Origin of the sequence: Mesorhizobium sp. WSM4887 (assembly GCF_029625865.1) — a bacterium.
In the GTDB taxonomy this organism is placed as follows: Bacteria; Pseudomonadota; Alphaproteobacteria; order Rhizobiales; family Rhizobiaceae; genus Mesorhizobium.
In genome coordinates this window covers 1,055,763-1,071,874 of record NZ_JARTVP010000001.1, presented here as the reverse complement: position 1 = coordinate 1,071,874, position 16,112 = coordinate 1,055,763, and the positions used below count along the sequence as shown (strand labels likewise).

Here is a 16,112-nt window from a genome sequence, read left to right as displayed (position 1 = left end):
GTCTCCTCTCGTAAATTTCCTCCGCAACGACGGAATCTCCCGGTGCCCGATCGGGCGTCAGGCTGAGCCCATGATCGAGCAAGGCGATGGCGTCGTTGCGCGTGAAGAACGTGATCCTGGGAACTGACCTCGAGTTCCGCCGCTGATCAGTCTGTTGCCTGCCTCAGTCTTGGCCATGCGGGCACGACTGCCGCGAGCAGGCGCAACAGTGACAGGCCTTCCCGCCCAAGGAACAGCGACGGCAGGAGCCAGCACAACAGCAAGCCCCCCACAGAGGCCAGCAATGCCGTATCGATGAGCAGCGGAAGAGGCGATAGATGGAGGGCGCGAAGCCAGTCCACGAATGCCCAGATACCGGTTCCGACAACGCCGGCGAGCGCGACGCCAGGCAGGTGCGCAAGGAAGAAATTCGCCCACGTCATCCCGGTCACGCGGAGACTCAGCTGCGCCATGAGAAAGAAATTTGCCCCGAATGCCAGGCCGACACCAAACGCCACCCCTTCCACGCCCCAGAATTGCCCTGTGAAGGCTCCGATGCAGACACCGACGGTGAAAACAGCCTGGCGCCAGGCCCGGGCGTAAACCGTTCCGGTTGCCCGCGAGACGGAGTCGCTAAGCTTGTAGCTCGTGCGGAACAGCATGCTGAACGCCAGGATCTGGAGCGGGCCGACCACGCCTTCCCAGCCCCGTCCGAGAATGACCCGAACCAATTCGGGCGCGACGATCGCCACCACCACGCTGGCCGGCAGGACAAGCAGGCTGCAACCGGCGACCGCGCTGCGATAGGCGCGCGCAAGCCTGACGGGCTCTTCCTGGACCAGCGCCATGGTGGGGAACAGCACGCGATCGAGAACCTGGCCGACGATCACCGCCGGAGTGGTCATGAGTTGGGACGACAAACCGTAGACACCGAGCGCATCGGCGCCGAGATAGCGGCCCACGACAAGCCTGTCCACCTGAGTGGCAAGGTAGTTGCACACCCGCGCAATGGTGAAGCCGCCGCCAAAATAGAGCAGTTCGAAAATCGCGCTCCGCTCGAGCAACGGCCGCATCGGGTGCCGCTGGCCGACGAGCAGCACGATCGTGCGGAACAACTGCTGGACCAGGATCGCTGCGACAAGTGCCCAGATACCGAAGCCGAGCCAAGCCAGCACTGGACCGACGACCACGTAGCCGATGGCGAAAGCGACCGCGTCGACAAGCGCGAGCCAACGGAACCGCAAGGCACGCTGGGCCGAGGCCAGCGCCACCATGGAGGCTCCTTGGAAAAGAAAGATGAAGCAGACCGCACGCACGATCGGAGTGAGCTCGGGCAGGCGAAGAAGACCGGCAATAGCGGGTGCCAACGCCCATACCAGAGCGGTTACGGTAAGCCCAAGGAAGAGCGACAGGGTATATCCGACCCGGAGATGCCGCTCCTCCAGTACAGGTCGCTGCACGATCGCAGGCGTGATGCCAAGGCCCTGGAAGATGGCCGAAAACTTGATGACGATCAGTGCCGCGGAGTAGAGACCGAACTCGTTGGGCGAGAGCAACCGGGCCAGGAGGACGAGGGCGACAAGCTCGGCAACCGCCAAGGCGCCCATGGACAGGCCCGTCCAGAACATGCCTACGACACTGCGTTTTGCCAGCCCGCGCCGGATGTCGCTCACGCCAATCTCCACATGCCGCCTTGCTTACTCGACCGACCAAAGAAGGGCGGCCATGCATCTCCCCGGAACCGCTCAGCGGGGGGAGGGGATATTCGGATGGCCATGCTGAAACGCCAACGGCGCCCGCGTGGGCCGCGAGCCATGCCCGACGAGAAGGGACGGGGGGATCTCGTAGCGGTAGAATCCCATCTCATCCCGCACCTCGGGGATGATCGCCGCCAGTTCGTTCGCATCCAGGCGCAGCCACTTCTGCTGGCGGCCGGGATCGATCATCTCCTTCGCCACGCGAAGGATGTCGTCAGAGCAATGCAGCCCGCAATGTTCATAGATAGGGCGCAAGACCAACTCGGGATCCTGTATCAGATCCTCATAGCGAAACGACAGCACGCGGCCTTCGCCCAGCCTGGCGAGATCCTCTCGGGCCATTCGATTGCCGCGCGCCCACTGGCGCGCGATCACTGTCAATTTTTGATGCTCCTGCAAATCCCGATCTATTCCCTTGTAGCGCGGTCCGTAGATCGACGTGTATTTTCTGTGTAGTATCCTCTTGGCGACTATCTGCTTTACAACGTCTCCCACGTAGTAATGGACTTGCGTGGCCGGCGTTTCTTTCAATAGTCGCAGAAGACCTTTGAAACTTTTTGCGCGCTGCCACTTAAGTTCCATGGAGCTTATATAGGAGAACGGATTCCTTGTAATATATAGAAATATAGCTTCTGGGAATATCTGGTGGATAAATGGCACGCGCAAGACATTGGCGGGCGTATTTTCCATGATTTGCCGGTTGCCGTTTCGCAGCTGATAGTCGAGGAACCGGTTGCGAATGTAGCGCACGACCTTCTCGCTGGCGTCGGCTTTGACAAATTCGTCATGCCGCCGCGCCGGATCGGCATAGAGCCATAATGTTTTTGGCTCGTACCAGGTGACGACATCCGGGTGCAGCCCGATCAATTTCTGCGTGATGGTGGTGCCCGACCGGTAGTTGCCAATCAGAAAAATCGGAGGTTTCAACTCTGCTGTCGTCATGACAAGCCCCTATCGCTAAAGGTCAACCAGGATGCACGGATGCGCACGATAGCTGCGATGCTACTGGTCTCTGAACGCACGCATCATCTGGTCCGTCAAAGGCTTCATCAGGTATGAGAGCACCTTGCGGTCGCCAGTCCGTACGAACGCTTCCACCGGCATGCCGGGCGCCAGCGAGAGCGCTCCAAGCTTCTTCAGCTCGTGGGGGTCGGGGGTGATGCGTACCGTGTAGTAGATTTCGTTGGTATGCTGATCGCGCGTCACGTCTGCCGCGATCATGGAGACCATACCTTCCGTTTCGGGCGTGGTGTGGACGTTGAAAGCCGTGAAGCGAAGAAGCGCGCGCTGACCGATCGAGAGCTGATCGATGTCCTGGGGTGCGGCCTTTACCTCGACCGCGAGAGCATCGGTGTCGGGCACGATCAGCATGATCGGATCCCCCGCGCCGATCACGCCGCCAACGGTATGGACTGCCGATTGATGGACCGTGCCGCTGGCGGGGGCGCGAATATCGATGCGCGACAGCTGGTCCTCGGCGGCGACCTTGCGCTCCTCGAACTCGGCGATTTTGGCCTCGACATCGCGCAGATCGCTCCCGGTCTCGCTGGAAAACTCCTTGTCCAACTGCAGGATCTGCAGCTCGATTTCGGCGATCGCTCCCTTTGCCTGCGCAATGCTCGACACAAGTTGCGCCCGTTCACCCTCGATGCGCGTCGCCTCACGTTCATATTCGGTCAGCTTCGATTTGAGGGTGAGTTTCATTTCGACAAGACTGCGTATGTCGACGAGCTCGTCGTTGATCAGCTTGATCTCCTTCGTCTTTGCCGATTCCTGCGCCGAATAGCCTTCGATCTGCTTCCCGAACTGCTCGATGCGTTCGCGCAGGCGCGCCTTGTTGCCAGACACCTCGGTTCGACGAAGCTCGAACAGCCGCTGTTCGCTCGCCACCGTGGCAGCTATCTCAGGGTCGTTCATTCTCGCGACAAGCATCGGAGCAAGCGTGATGCGCTCGCTGCCGTCACGCTCGGCCTCGAGCCGGGATTTTCGCGCATAGAGCTCATCCAGGTTCTTCGTCACGTAGGCCAGGCTGGCACGCGGAACGGTGTCGCTGAGCTGGACCAGAACGTCTCCGGCCCTGACGCGGTCGCCGTCGCGCACAAAAATCTTGCCGACCACACCGCCGGTCGGGTGTTGAACCTTCTTTTCGCTGCTGTCGACGACCACCGTGCCGTGCGAAATCACCGCTCCCGAAATATCCACCGTCCCGGCCCAGACTCCCATTCCGCCGACGAGCAATGCGACGATGGTCGTGCCGCCCAGCAGATTGCGACGGATCGACCGTCGGTTCAAAAGCGACACGTTCGAAAGGGCAGCTGTCATTTCCCCATTCCAATCCGGGTCAGCCATCAACGCGGTGTCGGAGTGAGCTTGAAAACCGGCTGCAGGCCTGCGGTCACGGTCTGTGGCGCGGGCAAGAGTGTCGACAGAACGCTTTCCCTGGTGCCGAACATCTGCGTCTGGCCTTCTTTCATCACGAGCAGGAAATCCACTGTGCTGAGAATGTTCGGCCGATGCGCCACGATCGCTAAGATGCCGCCGCGGGCCTTGATTGCGAGGATGGCCGCGGCAAGCGCCATTTCACCTTCGGCATCGAGATTGGAGTTGGGTTCGTCGAGGACCACCAGGAACGGATCGCCATAGAGCGCGCGCGCCAGCGCAATGCGCTGACGCTGGCCGGCTGAAAGCGCGGCTCCGCCCTCTCCGATCTGCGTCTCGTAGCCATTGGGGAGACCGATGATGAGCTCGTGGACGCCCGCGGCGCGGGCGGCTGCGACAATGGCCTGCGGGTCCGGCCCGGGATCGAAGCGCGCGATATTGTCGGCAACCGTTCCCGCGAACAGTTCGACGTCTTGCGGAAGGTAGCCTATGTAGCGGCCCAGCCGCTCCGACGACCACTGGTCGAGAGCGGCACCGTCCAGCTTGATACGGCCCGCCAACGGTCGCCATGCGCCGACCAGCCCGCGAACCAGACTCGATTTGCCGGAACCGCTTGGTCCTATGATGCCTAGCACCGAGCCGGCATCCAGGCTGAATTCCACACCTTGCACGATGATGCGTTGCGCGCCCGGCGCACCGATCGCGATGCGCTCCACAGTCAACTTCGACCCGGGCACCGGAAGCGCCATCGGTTTAGCGTCCTGCGGCAACCGGGCGAGCAATTTGCTCAGCCTGCTCCAGCTCTGTCGCGCCCCGACGAAGTTGCGCCAATGGGCGATGGCAAGATCGACGGGCGCCAGCGCACGGCCTACAAGGATGGAGCCGGCGATGATGATCCCGGAGGTCGCCTCGCCCTCGATCACAAGCCAGGCGCCCACACCCAGCATCGCCGACTGAAGCATCAGTCGCAACGCGCGAGCGAAACTGCCGAAACCGCCAACGATGTCGCTGACACGCTGTTGCAGCGCAAGATGTTCGCGGCTCGCTTCGCGCCAGTGGTCGTGCAGGCGCCTGCCCATGCCCATCGCCTGAAGCACCTCCGCGTTGCGGCGGCTGGCCTCGGCCAAGCTGTTGCGCCTCACGCTGCTTTGAACCGCGGCGCCCATCGGTCTGCGCGTGAGGATCTCCGTCGCGACCGTCAGCGTCACCAGCACCAACGCGCCGCAAGCGGCGGTTGTCCCGAGGGTCGGATGAAGGCTCCAGATGATCGCCAGATAGAAGGGCAGCCAGGGAAGATCGAACAGGGTGCCAGGCCCGGCACTCGACAGAAAAGTACGGATGTTGTCGAGATCGCGTTGCGGCTGCAATCCATCTCCCTGCTGGCCGATGTACAGGGGCAACCTCGAAACGGCGGTGAATACGCGTCCCCCAACCGCTTCGTCCAACTCAGCACCGATCCGGTTCATGATGCGGCCGCGCACGAGGTCGATGACCGCCTGCCCGGCAAACAGAACGCCGGCCAGTATTGCCATGGCGATCAGAGTGGGGACGCTGCGGCTCGGCAGCACCCTGTCGTAGACCTCCAACATGAACATTGCGCCGGTCAGCATGAGGACGTTGCTCACGCCGCTGAAAACTGCAACGCCCGCGAAGGCTGCCTTGCAGGAACGCAACGCACTGGCCAGTTCGGAGCCGGGCGCCGGTTCCTTGGTCGGGGACGGGGCGCCGGCGTTCGCGAATGCGCCGGGCAAGTCGCTTCTTCGTCTCCGCCTTGCGCTGCGGACGGCTGCCATGAGGAGACCAAGGGCCGCGACCGCCACGAAAACCTGGAGGGCGCCCGGACCGGCCAGCAGGGCCTGCAGGTCGTAAAAATAGCGCCAGCCAGCCACGAGGTCCGTCCAGGGTCGCGTCTGCGAAACCCTGGCGAGATCAACAAAGCGTGGCAGAAACTCCGCACCCGCAAGCGCGGCGGCGAGGAGGAGCAGGATTGCAGCGGGAAGTCGGACGATGAGGCGGCGGCGCGGGGCCTTGCTCGACTTCTTGCGGCGCGCAGTTGTGCGGGGGCGCTTTGGCGGCCGCTGCTTCGTCTTGGCATGGAAATTCGCCCGGCGGGGACGCGCTCCAAAGGCCGTCAATGCTGTGCCAAAGATCACGTCAAAATTCCGAAGATTTCTGCTGCTCTATTGGCCGACCATGCTGCGCTGGACGGCCGGATTTTGCACTTTGGGAGAGATACCAGAGTCCGGAGCGTAGAACCCCTTGTTGGCCACGACGGAAACCTCGATGACGTCGCCGGCTCTCACTTCCGTGTTTTGATCGGCGACGATGTCGTGGGCGATCTTCTGGTCGCGCCTGAAGATGGAAATCCTCACCGAGCCCTGCAGGTCGTCGAAGGTTCTCTGTTCGCCGTAAGTGAAGATAAAGAGAAGCTTGTCGGCCACGTATCTGATTTGACTTTGGATTTTTCCGAGCTCAACTTGCGCGTCCTGGGTCTGGCCGATCAATTCCATTTCGTGACTTTGGTGCTTCTTTCGCAGCTCGCTTTCAGCGTTCAGCATCGCCTGCTGCGCCTGTTCCTGCTGCAATTCCGTCTGCGCCAGTTCAGCCCGATAGCTGGTATGTGCTCGTTCCGCCGTCAACACATTCGAGTTCGTTATCAAACCCTTTTCCCGCAGAGACCGGGCAGACTGCAGTTCTTGCAGTTGGATGTTCGCGGTCTTTTCACGTTCTTGCCTGGCCGCGGCTAGCATGGCCGCTTCCTTCTTCGCCCGATCCAGCGAGGCCTCCAGGTAGGAAACGTCATCCCGATACGCGGCAAGGCGGGCGTCCAGCTGCTGCTGTTCGGACGCGATGATGCCGTCAATCAATTGCCCGCCAAACTCGACGGGCGAATCGGGAGGAGCGACGAAGGACTTTTCCAGTCGACTTTCCGCCTGGAGCCGGGCAAGACGGACCTTCAGGCGATATTCTTCAAGCGCCAGGTTTGAGCGCGCGCTTCGCAGATCAGCTATTTCCAGGGCGGGCTCCGTGTTGCCCACAGCGCTGGCGCGAAACCCGCCTGCTATAGCGAGTGCATGGCGAACCGTTATTCCGGGTTGAAACGGATAGGATCCAGGGTGGGCCACCGTTCCGGAGATAAAAAATGGCCGGTATTGTCCGATCTCCACTTTCACGAACGGCTGGAGGATCAGCTTCTGCTGCTGAAATGCTTGCTGGATGGCCTGCGAAAGGGCAACGGTGGTCAGGCCGCGCGCTTTGATATCACCCAACATTGGCAGCGAGATCGAGCCCCGATCATCGACCACGACCTCCAGCGGATAGGATTGTTCGCCGATCACGGACACACGCAGGATGTCACCGGTGTCGAAGGTGTATCCATCTGCGCGCGATGCACTTGCGGTGAGCAGTACAATGGCAACGGCAAGCCCGCCGATCATTGCGAGCATGCTGCCGACCGCGGGTTCGAAGTTGGAAATTAGCCGTCGGCACCAGTCCTTCATGCGCAGAGGCTTGGAAGGAAATTGCTGGTCAACACGCATACGCATCGTCGGTACTCCGGTTGTCTAGCCTGCTGCCATCGAGACCCGCCGACATTCGCCGGCGGGCGCGTGACAGGAGGTTCTTCCTATGGTTCGAGAAGTAAGCCTGCATTGCGAACTCCATCGGAGCAGCAAAAGCCGATCAAAATCCGTGCAGCCCGAAGGTTTGCCCGGCGAGGCGGTCGCGAACTCTCGCCTCGTTTGGCCTCGCGGCCGAAGGGGCGGGCTCCAGCACGGATTGATAAATCTGCTCGACGCTTTCGCACATGGCGTCCAGCCCCCAGGACGACAGGTCGGTGCGTTTCGCGCCGTCGGCCAGTTGACTGCGGTGCTGCTGGTTCTCGAGAAGACCGGCGACAGCCGCCGCCGCGGCGCCCACATCCTCGGCCGGGGTCACAATTCCGTTCACGCCATGGCGGACAACCTCTTCCACGCCGGGCAAATGCGAGACCACGCTGGCTCGACCGCCGGCCAGATACTGCATCATGACGCGAGGCAATCCCTCTCGCATCGAGGTCAGCACGCACACGTCCGCCAGGCTGATCAGTCGTTCGGGCTCGCTATGGTAGCCGATCATGCGAATGTTGTTTGCGAACCGGGATCGTTCAATCGCCGATTCAACGTCCGAACGCGCCGGTCCGTCACCGGCGAGGAGCAGTCGCACGTTTGGAACTCGGTCAACGACTTTGCCGAATGCCTCAATGAACTCGACGTGGCGTTTTCTCGGTTCCAGCGCGGCCAACATCAGGACCACCGGCGGCTTTGGCTCCCCGGCAGCCGTCCCCAGGAGCAGATGCGGATCTTGCGGCCACCGCGCGTTCGCGAAGCGTGCCAGATCGAAGCCGGAATGGACGACATGGTGCTGATCGGGGCTGCCCAGATGATTGGCGATGCAGATGTCGCGCATAGCCTGACTGACATCGATGAAAGCGCGCGTGAACCTCGCGGCCAGGCGTTCGGCGGCCAGGAACACCAGCCTCTGCCCGCGGCCGACATGCACGAAAGGCAAGATGTGGACACCGTGTATGATGCCAGGGATATTGGCTTCCTTGGCGGCGAGGCGGCCGACAATGCCGGCTTTGCTTTGATGGGTGTGCACGATGTCGGGCCGCCAATCACGCATAAGGCGGGTGAGCTGCCTTAAGGCGGAAACGTCGCGGGATGGCGCGATCGGATTGATAAGTTTTTCCAGCGTCACCACTCGCAGGGCTCCGGCAAGGGATGCCCGTAACCTTGGGTCGTATTCCGCGCCGTGAACCAACAGCACTTCATGGCCGTGCCGCGCCTGAGCGAGACAGCAAGCCAACGTGTTCTCCTCGGAGCCGGCTCGAAGCAGTCTGGTGATCACATGAACGATCTTCATTTGCTTGTACCTCAGGGACATGAAATCCGGGAGCGGCGAGAGATCGAGGGGATCGAGCGGGAGTGTCGCGGGGCGCCTTCCGCGGGTTTCGGGGCACGGGCCGGGCTCGCCCGTCGTTCGGCGCGATCGCGTAAAAGCTGCACGTCGGGGATGATGCGGGGCGGTTGGACCGCCCGATTTGCCTCTCAGAGAGACAGCCAGATATGCCTGAACAACTCTTGGCCGACGGCCTCTATGCCGGCGCTGGCGTCAACGGTCCGGATATCCTTGTCCTTCGCCCGCAGTTCCGCCATCAGCGATAGCCGCGCGTCGAACGCTTCTTTCCTGATGTCCCCGGGCTTTCGCTGTTCGGAGACCGCAAAGTCTGAAACGAGGTGCAAAACGAGGTGTGGGCGGCGTTCCGCCATCTTCTCGTAGAGTCGCTGCTCAAGCCGGGCGAGAACTGACAGGCCTGGGACGGAGAACAGGCGAGCGGGAATGGTCGGCCCGTCCAGATATCCCCTGCCGAGCGCCTGCGGCCACCGGTCGCAAATGACGATCATGCCGCGCGTCGACCATCGATGTGCGCGTTTCACTACAGCGTATCGCTCAAACGCGATCAAAACCGCCCAAAACGCCAACGCGGCAGCGACAAATCCTCCCTTCGACCAAGCCCGGCCGGAGGAATCGTTGCCATCGTTCTGGGCCAGGGACTTCAGGCGCCGTCTATGGGGAGAGACGACGGCCTGCAGTGCCTTGCGAAGCCGCCATCCATTGCCATCGCCAGTTCCGACATAGACTTGGGCACATCCGAATTTCCACCCGAATATCTGCCTCAGCCAGGTAGCCTGAGTGCTCTTGCCCATGCCATCGGGACCTATCAAGGCCACCACGAATCCACCAGCTGCGGGCCGTCTCTTCGGTGGAAAGCGCCCCGGCAGCAAGCGGTGGAGGGATCTCAGGGCGAGATAGCAGGTCTTGCGCACCAGGTGCACCGCCGCATCGGCGATAGCGGGGCGTCCCGTATAGCCACACATTTCGCGGATCGAACGCCGCAGCCTAGCCAGATCTCCGCGGTGGGCGGTCAAGCCGTCGGCGCTTTGCAGGAACCTGCAGCGCACCGTTCTTGCGCCGTCAAACGTGCAGTCGACGACCTGCAAGCCGTGCTCGTCCGACGTGGACGGGAGGCGCGCAAAGTGCTGCTTCCAACCCTCGTCGAGGGTGATCCATTGCCTCCATGGAAGCGCCGAGGCGCGGAAGGCGAAGCGGGCAATCGCTATTCGAAGCTCGTCTTCGGGAGAGACCACCGGAACCGATACTCCGTCGACGCAAATCGCCTCCCATCGCGTGATCGCCGCATAATCGAAAGCCGGATAGCGCTTGCGAAATTCCCGGCCGACGCGGGCACCGATATGCATGTCGAGATGGAGATAGCGGCCATGCGTGAAGTCAGGCAGGAACCAGTCTTCTCTGCCGGCACAGACATTATCGTAGCAGGAGAGGCTCACGCCGCGCCGGCCGTGCAATTGACAGACGATAGAGCAGAAGAGCGGGTAGTCATGCTTGTCCAAAAGGACATCCAGATCATCCCGGCCGGCAAATCCGTCGTGCACGGACGCGAGATCCTGAATAATTCCGTACCTCACGCCAGCTTCATTGAGTGCTCGAAACAGTTCGCTGGCAATCGGCAGTGCCGGCGCCGTTTCGATCGGCCTGAAAGGAGCGTCTCCGTCAGTTTGATACGGCGCTGCACCTGAGTGGCTGCCCAATGCGCCCGCGCCAACAGTCTTCGCCGACGCTGAAACATTCGCTCCCGGCGCCAACGTTTCCGCCACGATCTCCGCCTTGGCCTCCGTAGCCCAGCGTCGATACTGCTGCGGCTGCAGACGATCCCGAAGGTCTCCGGCCGCGGCCGGAGGGAAGGCTGCCGATTTGGACTTGCGTGGTGTTTGCAAGAGATTTCTCGTGATTGGTCGCGGGCGAGCGTCACCCGCTCGTCGTCGCCGGAAACGTCGTGGAACTGGCGTGCGGTAAGTCCAAGCCCCTCGGTGGGCTGGTGTTCCTGGGATGTCGAACGACCAATCGTCTCAGTGCCGGCCCGCAGGTTCTGACATCACCTTCGCAGGCTACCGCACCGAGGGTGAATTGGGTGCCAACTCATCACTCCCTGCCGAGTATTTCGGCATCTGTGTAACGAAAGCGGTGAGTAAAAACTCACCGGGTAGTTTCAAGACACTATCGACAACTTGTCCCGATCAATAGTGATAGGAGTAGACCGGTTCATGATGTCGAGAAGGATTCTGACCGCTCCGGCGCTTCCGACATGATCAAGTACCCCGAGCTGGTCCGAAAATGGCCCGTCTATGATCCTGATTTTCTGGCCCGGCCTCAACAGGATGTCCGGGTGCAAAATCCCGTCCTCATCGGTTGCCGATATCAAGGATTCAACCACCCCATAAGGCGCCGGTACCGGCATGCCCTTGCTCATGACGAGCTTTCGGACGCCCACGGTCGAGTTGATCGGGTACCAGCTCTGCTGATGGACAGCCAGGGAGACGAACAGATAGCAGTCGAAATACGCGCTGGAGACGGTCCTGACCCTGCGGGCGTGCCGGACGGTTCGCCTGCGCTTGGGCAGATAGGTCCGGAAGTTCTGCGATAGCAGGTGCCGCTCGGCAAGGCTCTCGGAATGCTGGTGCGTCTGGACCACGCACCAGCGCGCAGCTTCGCCGCCGTGACTTTTGTCCGCCGAGTCAGGAAAACCGTTGTTGCAGAAGTTAGTGTGCAGCATGACGCAATACTGTGTCTTTCCCTAATTGAGGTAGTAACTGTCCGAGACACTGCTTTCGAGCGACGTGTAACGGCCGTATCTGGGCAGCTTTGGTTCGTCCACCATCGTCAGGGCAATGCCGGCAAGCTTGGACCGATCGCCAAGATGTCGAATTCCTTCGGCAACGGCTTCGCGCGAGGTTTCCCGCCACCTCACGACGAAGACGACCTTGTCGACATGCCTGGCCAGGATCGAGGCATCGGCCGCGGGTCCGACGGGTGGTGCGTCAATGATCACCGTGTCGAATTTTCCCCGAACTTCTTCAAGCAGCGAGCGCATTCGCGCCGAAGCAAGAAGGGCAGGCGGGTTGCGGGTTCTTGCTCCTGCGGGCAGCATGGATATGCCCGAGCGTTCGTCCAGATGGATCGCGTTTCCGGCCTTCACCGGCAAGGTCAGGAGATCGACCAATCCGACCTTGTCAGCCATGCCGAAGAAGGCCGTGGCGGCCGAAAGACGCAAGTCCGCGTCGATGACCAGAACCCGTTCGCCGTCGGCAGCCGCCGAGCAAGCCAGGCTCAATGCCAGCGTTGTCTTGCCTTCGCCGGGCATCGCCGATGTCACGAGCACCAGGCGCGGCGAACGGTCCAGTTCCGGCGTGGCCTGGATACCGAGGCGAAGCCGCCGCACCGCTTCGCTGTACCTGGAGAGCGGTTTGCGCTCGAGATAGGCCACAGGCTGAGCATGGACGTCTTTCGACCAGCCTGACATCCTTGGCATCGACGCAAGAACCGGAACGGCCAATTCTTCCTCGATCTGCTTCTTTGCCATGAAGCCAGAAGCGAAGAGTTCACGCAGCACGGCGCCGGCGCCCCCGAAGAAGATGCCGAAAACCACACCCAAAGCCGCAAAAAGAGGCCTGTTTGGGAAGCTCGGAGCGCCAGGAACGCTGGCATCGGTGATTACACGCACGCCGCTGTTGAGGAGGGTGGATTTCTCCTCGGTGAGCTTGGCGCGCGACAGGAACGTCTCAAAGAGTTCCTTGTTCGCGGCCGCGATCCTCTCCAGATCGCGTAACTGGACGCCAACCTGACCTTCGATTTCGGAGCGGTTGGATACCGAGTCCAGGGCGCGAGCCAGAGAAGCCTCCCGAGCTTCGGCCGCGTCGACCTCGTTCTTCAGATTGCCGATCAGGCGCTGGACTTCGGCGGCGATCTGTCCCTCGATGTCGCGGCGCTCGGCCTGAGCGGACAAGACCTCGGGATGCCGCTCGCCATACTTCAATTTGAGGTCGGCTTCCCGCCGGGTCACTCCGGAGAGCTGAGCCCTGAGCGCGTTAATCACCACCGACTGCAGCACGTCCGGAATCGACTGGATGTCGCCTCCGGCAGCCTGTACCTTGCTAACTTGCTGATATTGCGAACGTTTCTCGGACAACTCGGCGCGAGCATTGATTAGGGCGACGTTCAACTCGGACAGTTGCTGGTCAGTCAAGCTGCCCGCCTGCGTCGCTACTAGATTGTGATCGATCCGAAACTTCTGGACAGCTTGCTCCGAGCGGCTGAGCTCCGCTCGCAGATAGGCGGCCCGATCGCTGAGCCACGAGGAGGCCTTCTGGACCCCTTCGTAACGGGACCTTATTCGATCTGCCACATAGGCCTGGGCAATCGCGTTCGCGAGCGATGCCGCTTTTTCCGGATCGTAAGCGCCTACATCAAGCTCAATGACGTTGCCAAGCCCGACGCGCGAAACTCCCAGCGCGTTCTGGAGCCATATCAATGCTCCCGGTCCTATCTTGGGGTCTTCCGCCAGCTTTTGGCTGTCGACGACCTGCTGAAGAAGTGACGCAGACCTCAAGACAGCGATCTGACTTTCAATGAATGTTGGATTGTCAGAAAAATCGGAATTGGAGTAATCCTGTGGAGTCATATAGTCGATCGGAGCGTCGAGCAATATCTGAGAGACGCCGGTGTATGTTGTCGGAAGAGTATATGCGGCAGCCATAAACAGTGTGAAAGTGATGACGGCAATTCCGCACACCAGCTTCCACCGACGAAGAAAGAAATCGAAGACTTCCCTGACGTCGAGGGGCAGGAATTCCCGAATCATCCTCGGATTATCAGTTGGACTGGCCATTTCCCGAATCCTCACGATCGACAGCACAACTCCCAGCCCTTCAGCGTCGGCTGAATGGCGTTCATTTCAAAATGGGTCGGGCAGCTAGCCGTTATGCGCTCTCAAACGCATGAATCGTAAGGGTTGGTGTCCCGCCGACATGTCCAAATCGCTCTTCTGCGCCCACTCACCGATCGCGTCACCGGTAAGGCAGAAACATATCAGCTTCGCGGACATCGCCGCCATTACCATTATTGAGTAGTAACTCGGCTAAAGGTCGATCTGGTCTACCCCGTATGCCTCTCCGAGCTTTAAGAAGTCGCCGAGACACCTTCCTCTCGCCCTTCAGGGAGGTCCACTACAACGCTACGATCGTCAAGGATGCTCCTGACGATGAGAGAAGCGGCCGGCCTCGGCAGTTCTGAGGTTGACATGGACACTTATAGCGAAGTCGTTCCGAGTTTTGCAGGTTGGGTGCTCGACGGTCCCGGGGTCATTCTTCTGCTGGCGGCAACCCTGCCGCTGATGCTTCTTCTTAAGGGCCGGCAGCTGGGCTACGGGACCCTTGCCGTCATTATCGGCACTGTCATGTTGCTTTTGTCGGGTATCGAGAATTGGGCGGGAGCGGTCGCCGCTCTTCTCGCCTATTGCGTCCTCGTTTCATTGGCCTTGCTTTCCACCTGGAGGCGTATGAAGCAAATCGAGGACCGCCTCGCATTGGTCGCGTCGGCAATAGACGGCCTGGAAGTCGCCGAGGAGCGGCGACAGACCTACAGCGTCAGGCGTTCGCGCCGAAAGCCGGAAGCCGGAGCAATGGTGCAAACCGTCGCGGTCGGCGCGACGGACAATCCAGAGAACGAGACGCGATATATCCCAGGGCCGCCTTGGCAAGAGCTGCAAGCGCCCGGTCCGCGACCCGAATCCGCGGCTCCGGCGTCAACGCAATCGGCAGGGCGCGATTTTGCCTCATCGACGGGTGGGAGCCCCTGACAAAAGGTTCGAAGACAAGGATCGGTGTTCCGGCGGCAGGTTCTCGGGCAGCCTGTCCGGACCGACAGCGCGGTTCAACTTTTCGCTGCATCCGCAGCGTCGCGCGTAATGACGAGACTCTGCCGGCCTCCCGCCGGGGCTTTGCGATGGTCCAGACGATACTGTCGGGCGCAGTATGCGGGATCGGTGCGGTGGGGCCTGCATTTCGACGGCATGCGGGCACGCCGCGGCATGCTGCTTGGCATCGGTGCGGCACGAGCTGTTGTTCCGAAGTCATCGTGCGCTGCAAGCCAAAGCTGTGCTGCCTGAGCGACTTTAATATACCAAGGGTGTAGGGTTGTACCAAAAGGTGGTAGACTGCGCTGCAATTCGGATGAGGTGACAGATGGAACTTTTTGCCTAGTCGATAGTTGCAGCTTCAGGTTGACCCGGGGGGGTGGATCATGGGCTTGGGCGATTCGGGGAAATGAACTTATCGAAGCAGGTTGGATTGGTGAAAGGACCCACGCTTGCTGACGCAAGCTGGGAAAGGGGAATCTCTGTACTGCCAGGAGCCGTGCGCCGCACCTATGCGGCCAACGCGACTATTGCAGGCGAATACCACACCAAATCCTCTATTCTGATTATGATCGCCGGCTGGGCGGCATTTGCGAAGACATTGCCAAATGGCTCACGTCTCATCGTCGATTTTGCGCTTCCTCGCGAAATTGCGGTGATCGAGTTCGCCGGAAAAGCGGGCGATACGGTGACGGCCCTCTCGGACGTTATCGCGATCGAGCTGGCCGGCCCCGTCCGTACATGTTCTGCGCGTTATCCGCAGTCCATCTGCGAAGCAATCCTGCGGGCTGAGGCGGATCGATATTCAAGGGTTGCGGAACACCTGGCAAGCGTCAGCAGAAGGGGTGCCGTTGAGCGTACGGCCCATTTCCTTCTCGAACTGGCCTGCCGCTCACATCGATCGGCAACGAGCTATCCGGCCCGCTTTGAATGCCCGCTGACCCAGGGCGAACTGGCCGATGCATTGGGACTTTCGGCTGTGCATGTGAGTCGCGTGTTGAAAACGTTGCGACAGACCGCCCTGGCCTCATTCCGTTACGGGGTCGTCGAGTTGCACGATCTTCCGGGACTGATCAAAACAGCCGGATTTGATCGGTCCTACATTTCAAGCTGATGCAAGGCGCTCAGGCCTGGCACGGGCAGTTCAGAGCGCGGAAGTGCTGAACTGCCCAAACCGTTAGGGCCAA

Annotated in this window: 11 protein-coding genes; 2 read left to right on the top strand and 9 right to left on the bottom strand. The window is 60.9% G+C overall.

Annotated features, from left to right (window positions below):
• Positions 1–146 precede the first annotated feature (146 nt).
• The 9 genes from P9230_RS05045 to P9230_RS05005 form a co-directional block, all read right to left on the bottom strand.
• Positions 147–1,652 carry a lipopolysaccharide biosynthesis protein gene (locus tag P9230_RS05045; protein ID WP_278087315.1) on the bottom strand — a complete coding sequence of 502 codons (1,506 nt, stop codon included), beginning with the start codon at positions 1,650–1,652 and terminating at the stop codon, positions 147–149.
• 72 nt (positions 1,653–1,724) lie between these two features.
• Positions 1,725–2,678 carry a sulfotransferase gene (locus P9230_RS05040; RefSeq protein ID WP_278117684.1) on the bottom strand — a complete coding sequence of 318 codons (954 nt, stop codon included), beginning with the start codon at positions 2,676–2,678 and terminating at the stop codon, positions 1,725–1,727.
• Between the two features lie 60 nt (positions 2,679–2,738).
• A complete protein-coding gene (locus tag P9230_RS05035) occupies positions 2,739–4,058 on the bottom strand; it encodes an HlyD family type I secretion periplasmic adaptor subunit (protein WP_127241306.1) in 1,320 nt (439 codons plus the stop codon).
• Between the two features lie 26 nt (positions 4,059–4,084).
• A complete protein-coding gene (locus P9230_RS05030; protein ID WP_278117682.1) occupies positions 4,085–6,268 on the bottom strand; it encodes a type I secretion system permease/ATPase in 2,184 nt (727 codons plus the stop codon).
• Positions 6,269–6,295: 27 nt separating this feature from the next.
• On the bottom strand, positions 6,296–7,660 hold the full coding sequence (locus P9230_RS05025; protein ID WP_245475189.1) for a polysaccharide biosynthesis/export family protein: 1,365 nt from the start codon (positions 7,658–7,660) through the stop codon (positions 6,296–6,298).
• 136 nt (positions 7,661–7,796) lie between these two features.
• Entirely contained in the window at positions 7,797–9,017 is a 1,221-nt protein-coding gene (locus P9230_RS05020; protein ID WP_278117680.1) for a glycosyltransferase, read from the bottom strand.
• A gap of 185 nt (positions 9,018–9,202) precedes the next feature.
• Positions 9,203–10,951, bottom strand: a complete 1,749-nt coding sequence (locus tag P9230_RS05015) for a hypothetical protein (protein ID WP_278117678.1) — start codon at positions 10,949–10,951, stop codon at positions 9,203–9,205.
• 272 nt (positions 10,952–11,223) lie between these two features.
• Positions 11,224–11,787 carry a transcription termination/antitermination NusG family protein gene (locus P9230_RS05010; RefSeq protein WP_095802267.1) on the bottom strand — a complete coding sequence of 188 codons (564 nt, stop codon included), beginning with the start codon at positions 11,785–11,787 and terminating at the stop codon, positions 11,224–11,226.
• Between the two features lie 21 nt (positions 11,788–11,808).
• Positions 11,809–13,899 carry a polysaccharide biosynthesis tyrosine autokinase gene (locus P9230_RS05005; protein ID WP_278117676.1) on the bottom strand — a complete coding sequence of 697 codons (2,091 nt, stop codon included), beginning with the start codon at positions 13,897–13,899 and terminating at the stop codon, positions 11,809–11,811.
• Positions 13,900–14,310: 411 nt separating this feature from the next.
• On the opposite strand from P9230_RS05005, the gene P9230_RS05000 reads away from it, so the two are divergent.
• Positions 14,311–14,868, top strand: a complete 558-nt coding sequence (locus P9230_RS05000; RefSeq protein ID WP_278117674.1) for a hypothetical protein — start codon at positions 14,311–14,313, stop codon at positions 14,866–14,868.
• A gap of 556 nt (positions 14,869–15,424) precedes the next feature.
• Entirely contained in the window at positions 15,425–16,039 is a 615-nt protein-coding gene (locus P9230_RS04995) for a Crp/Fnr family transcriptional regulator (RefSeq protein ID WP_067328760.1), read from the top strand.
• Positions 16,040–16,112: the final 73 nt, after the last annotated feature.

What these genes read in the sequence shown, in the direction of transcription:
- P9230_RS05010 (WP_095802267.1), bottom strand. Translation starts at nt 11,787, where the DNA reads ATGCTGCACACTAACTTCTGCAACAACGGTTTTCCTGACTCGGCGGAC.
- P9230_RS05035 (WP_127241306.1), bottom strand. Translation starts at nt 4,058, where the DNA reads ATGACAGCTGCCCTTTCGAACGTGTCGCTTTTGAACCGACGGTCGATC.
- P9230_RS05000 (WP_278117674.1), top strand. Translation starts at nt 14,311, where the DNA reads ATGGACACTTATAGCGAAGTCGTTCCGAGTTTTGCAGGTTGGGTGCTC.
- P9230_RS05005 (WP_278117676.1), bottom strand. Translation starts at nt 13,899, where the DNA reads ATGGCCAGTCCAACTGATAATCCGAGGATGATTCGGGAATTCCTGCCC.
- P9230_RS05020 (WP_278117680.1), bottom strand. Translation starts at nt 9,017, where the DNA reads ATGAAGATCGTTCATGTGATCACCAGACTGCTTCGAGCCGGCTCCGAG.
- P9230_RS05040 (WP_278117684.1), bottom strand. Translation starts at nt 2,678, where the DNA reads ATGACGACAGCAGAGTTGAAACCTCCGATTTTTCTGATTGGCAACTAC.
- P9230_RS05025 (WP_245475189.1), bottom strand. Translation starts at nt 7,660, where the DNA reads ATGCGTATGCGTGTTGACCAGCAATTTCCTTCCAAGCCTCTGCGCATG.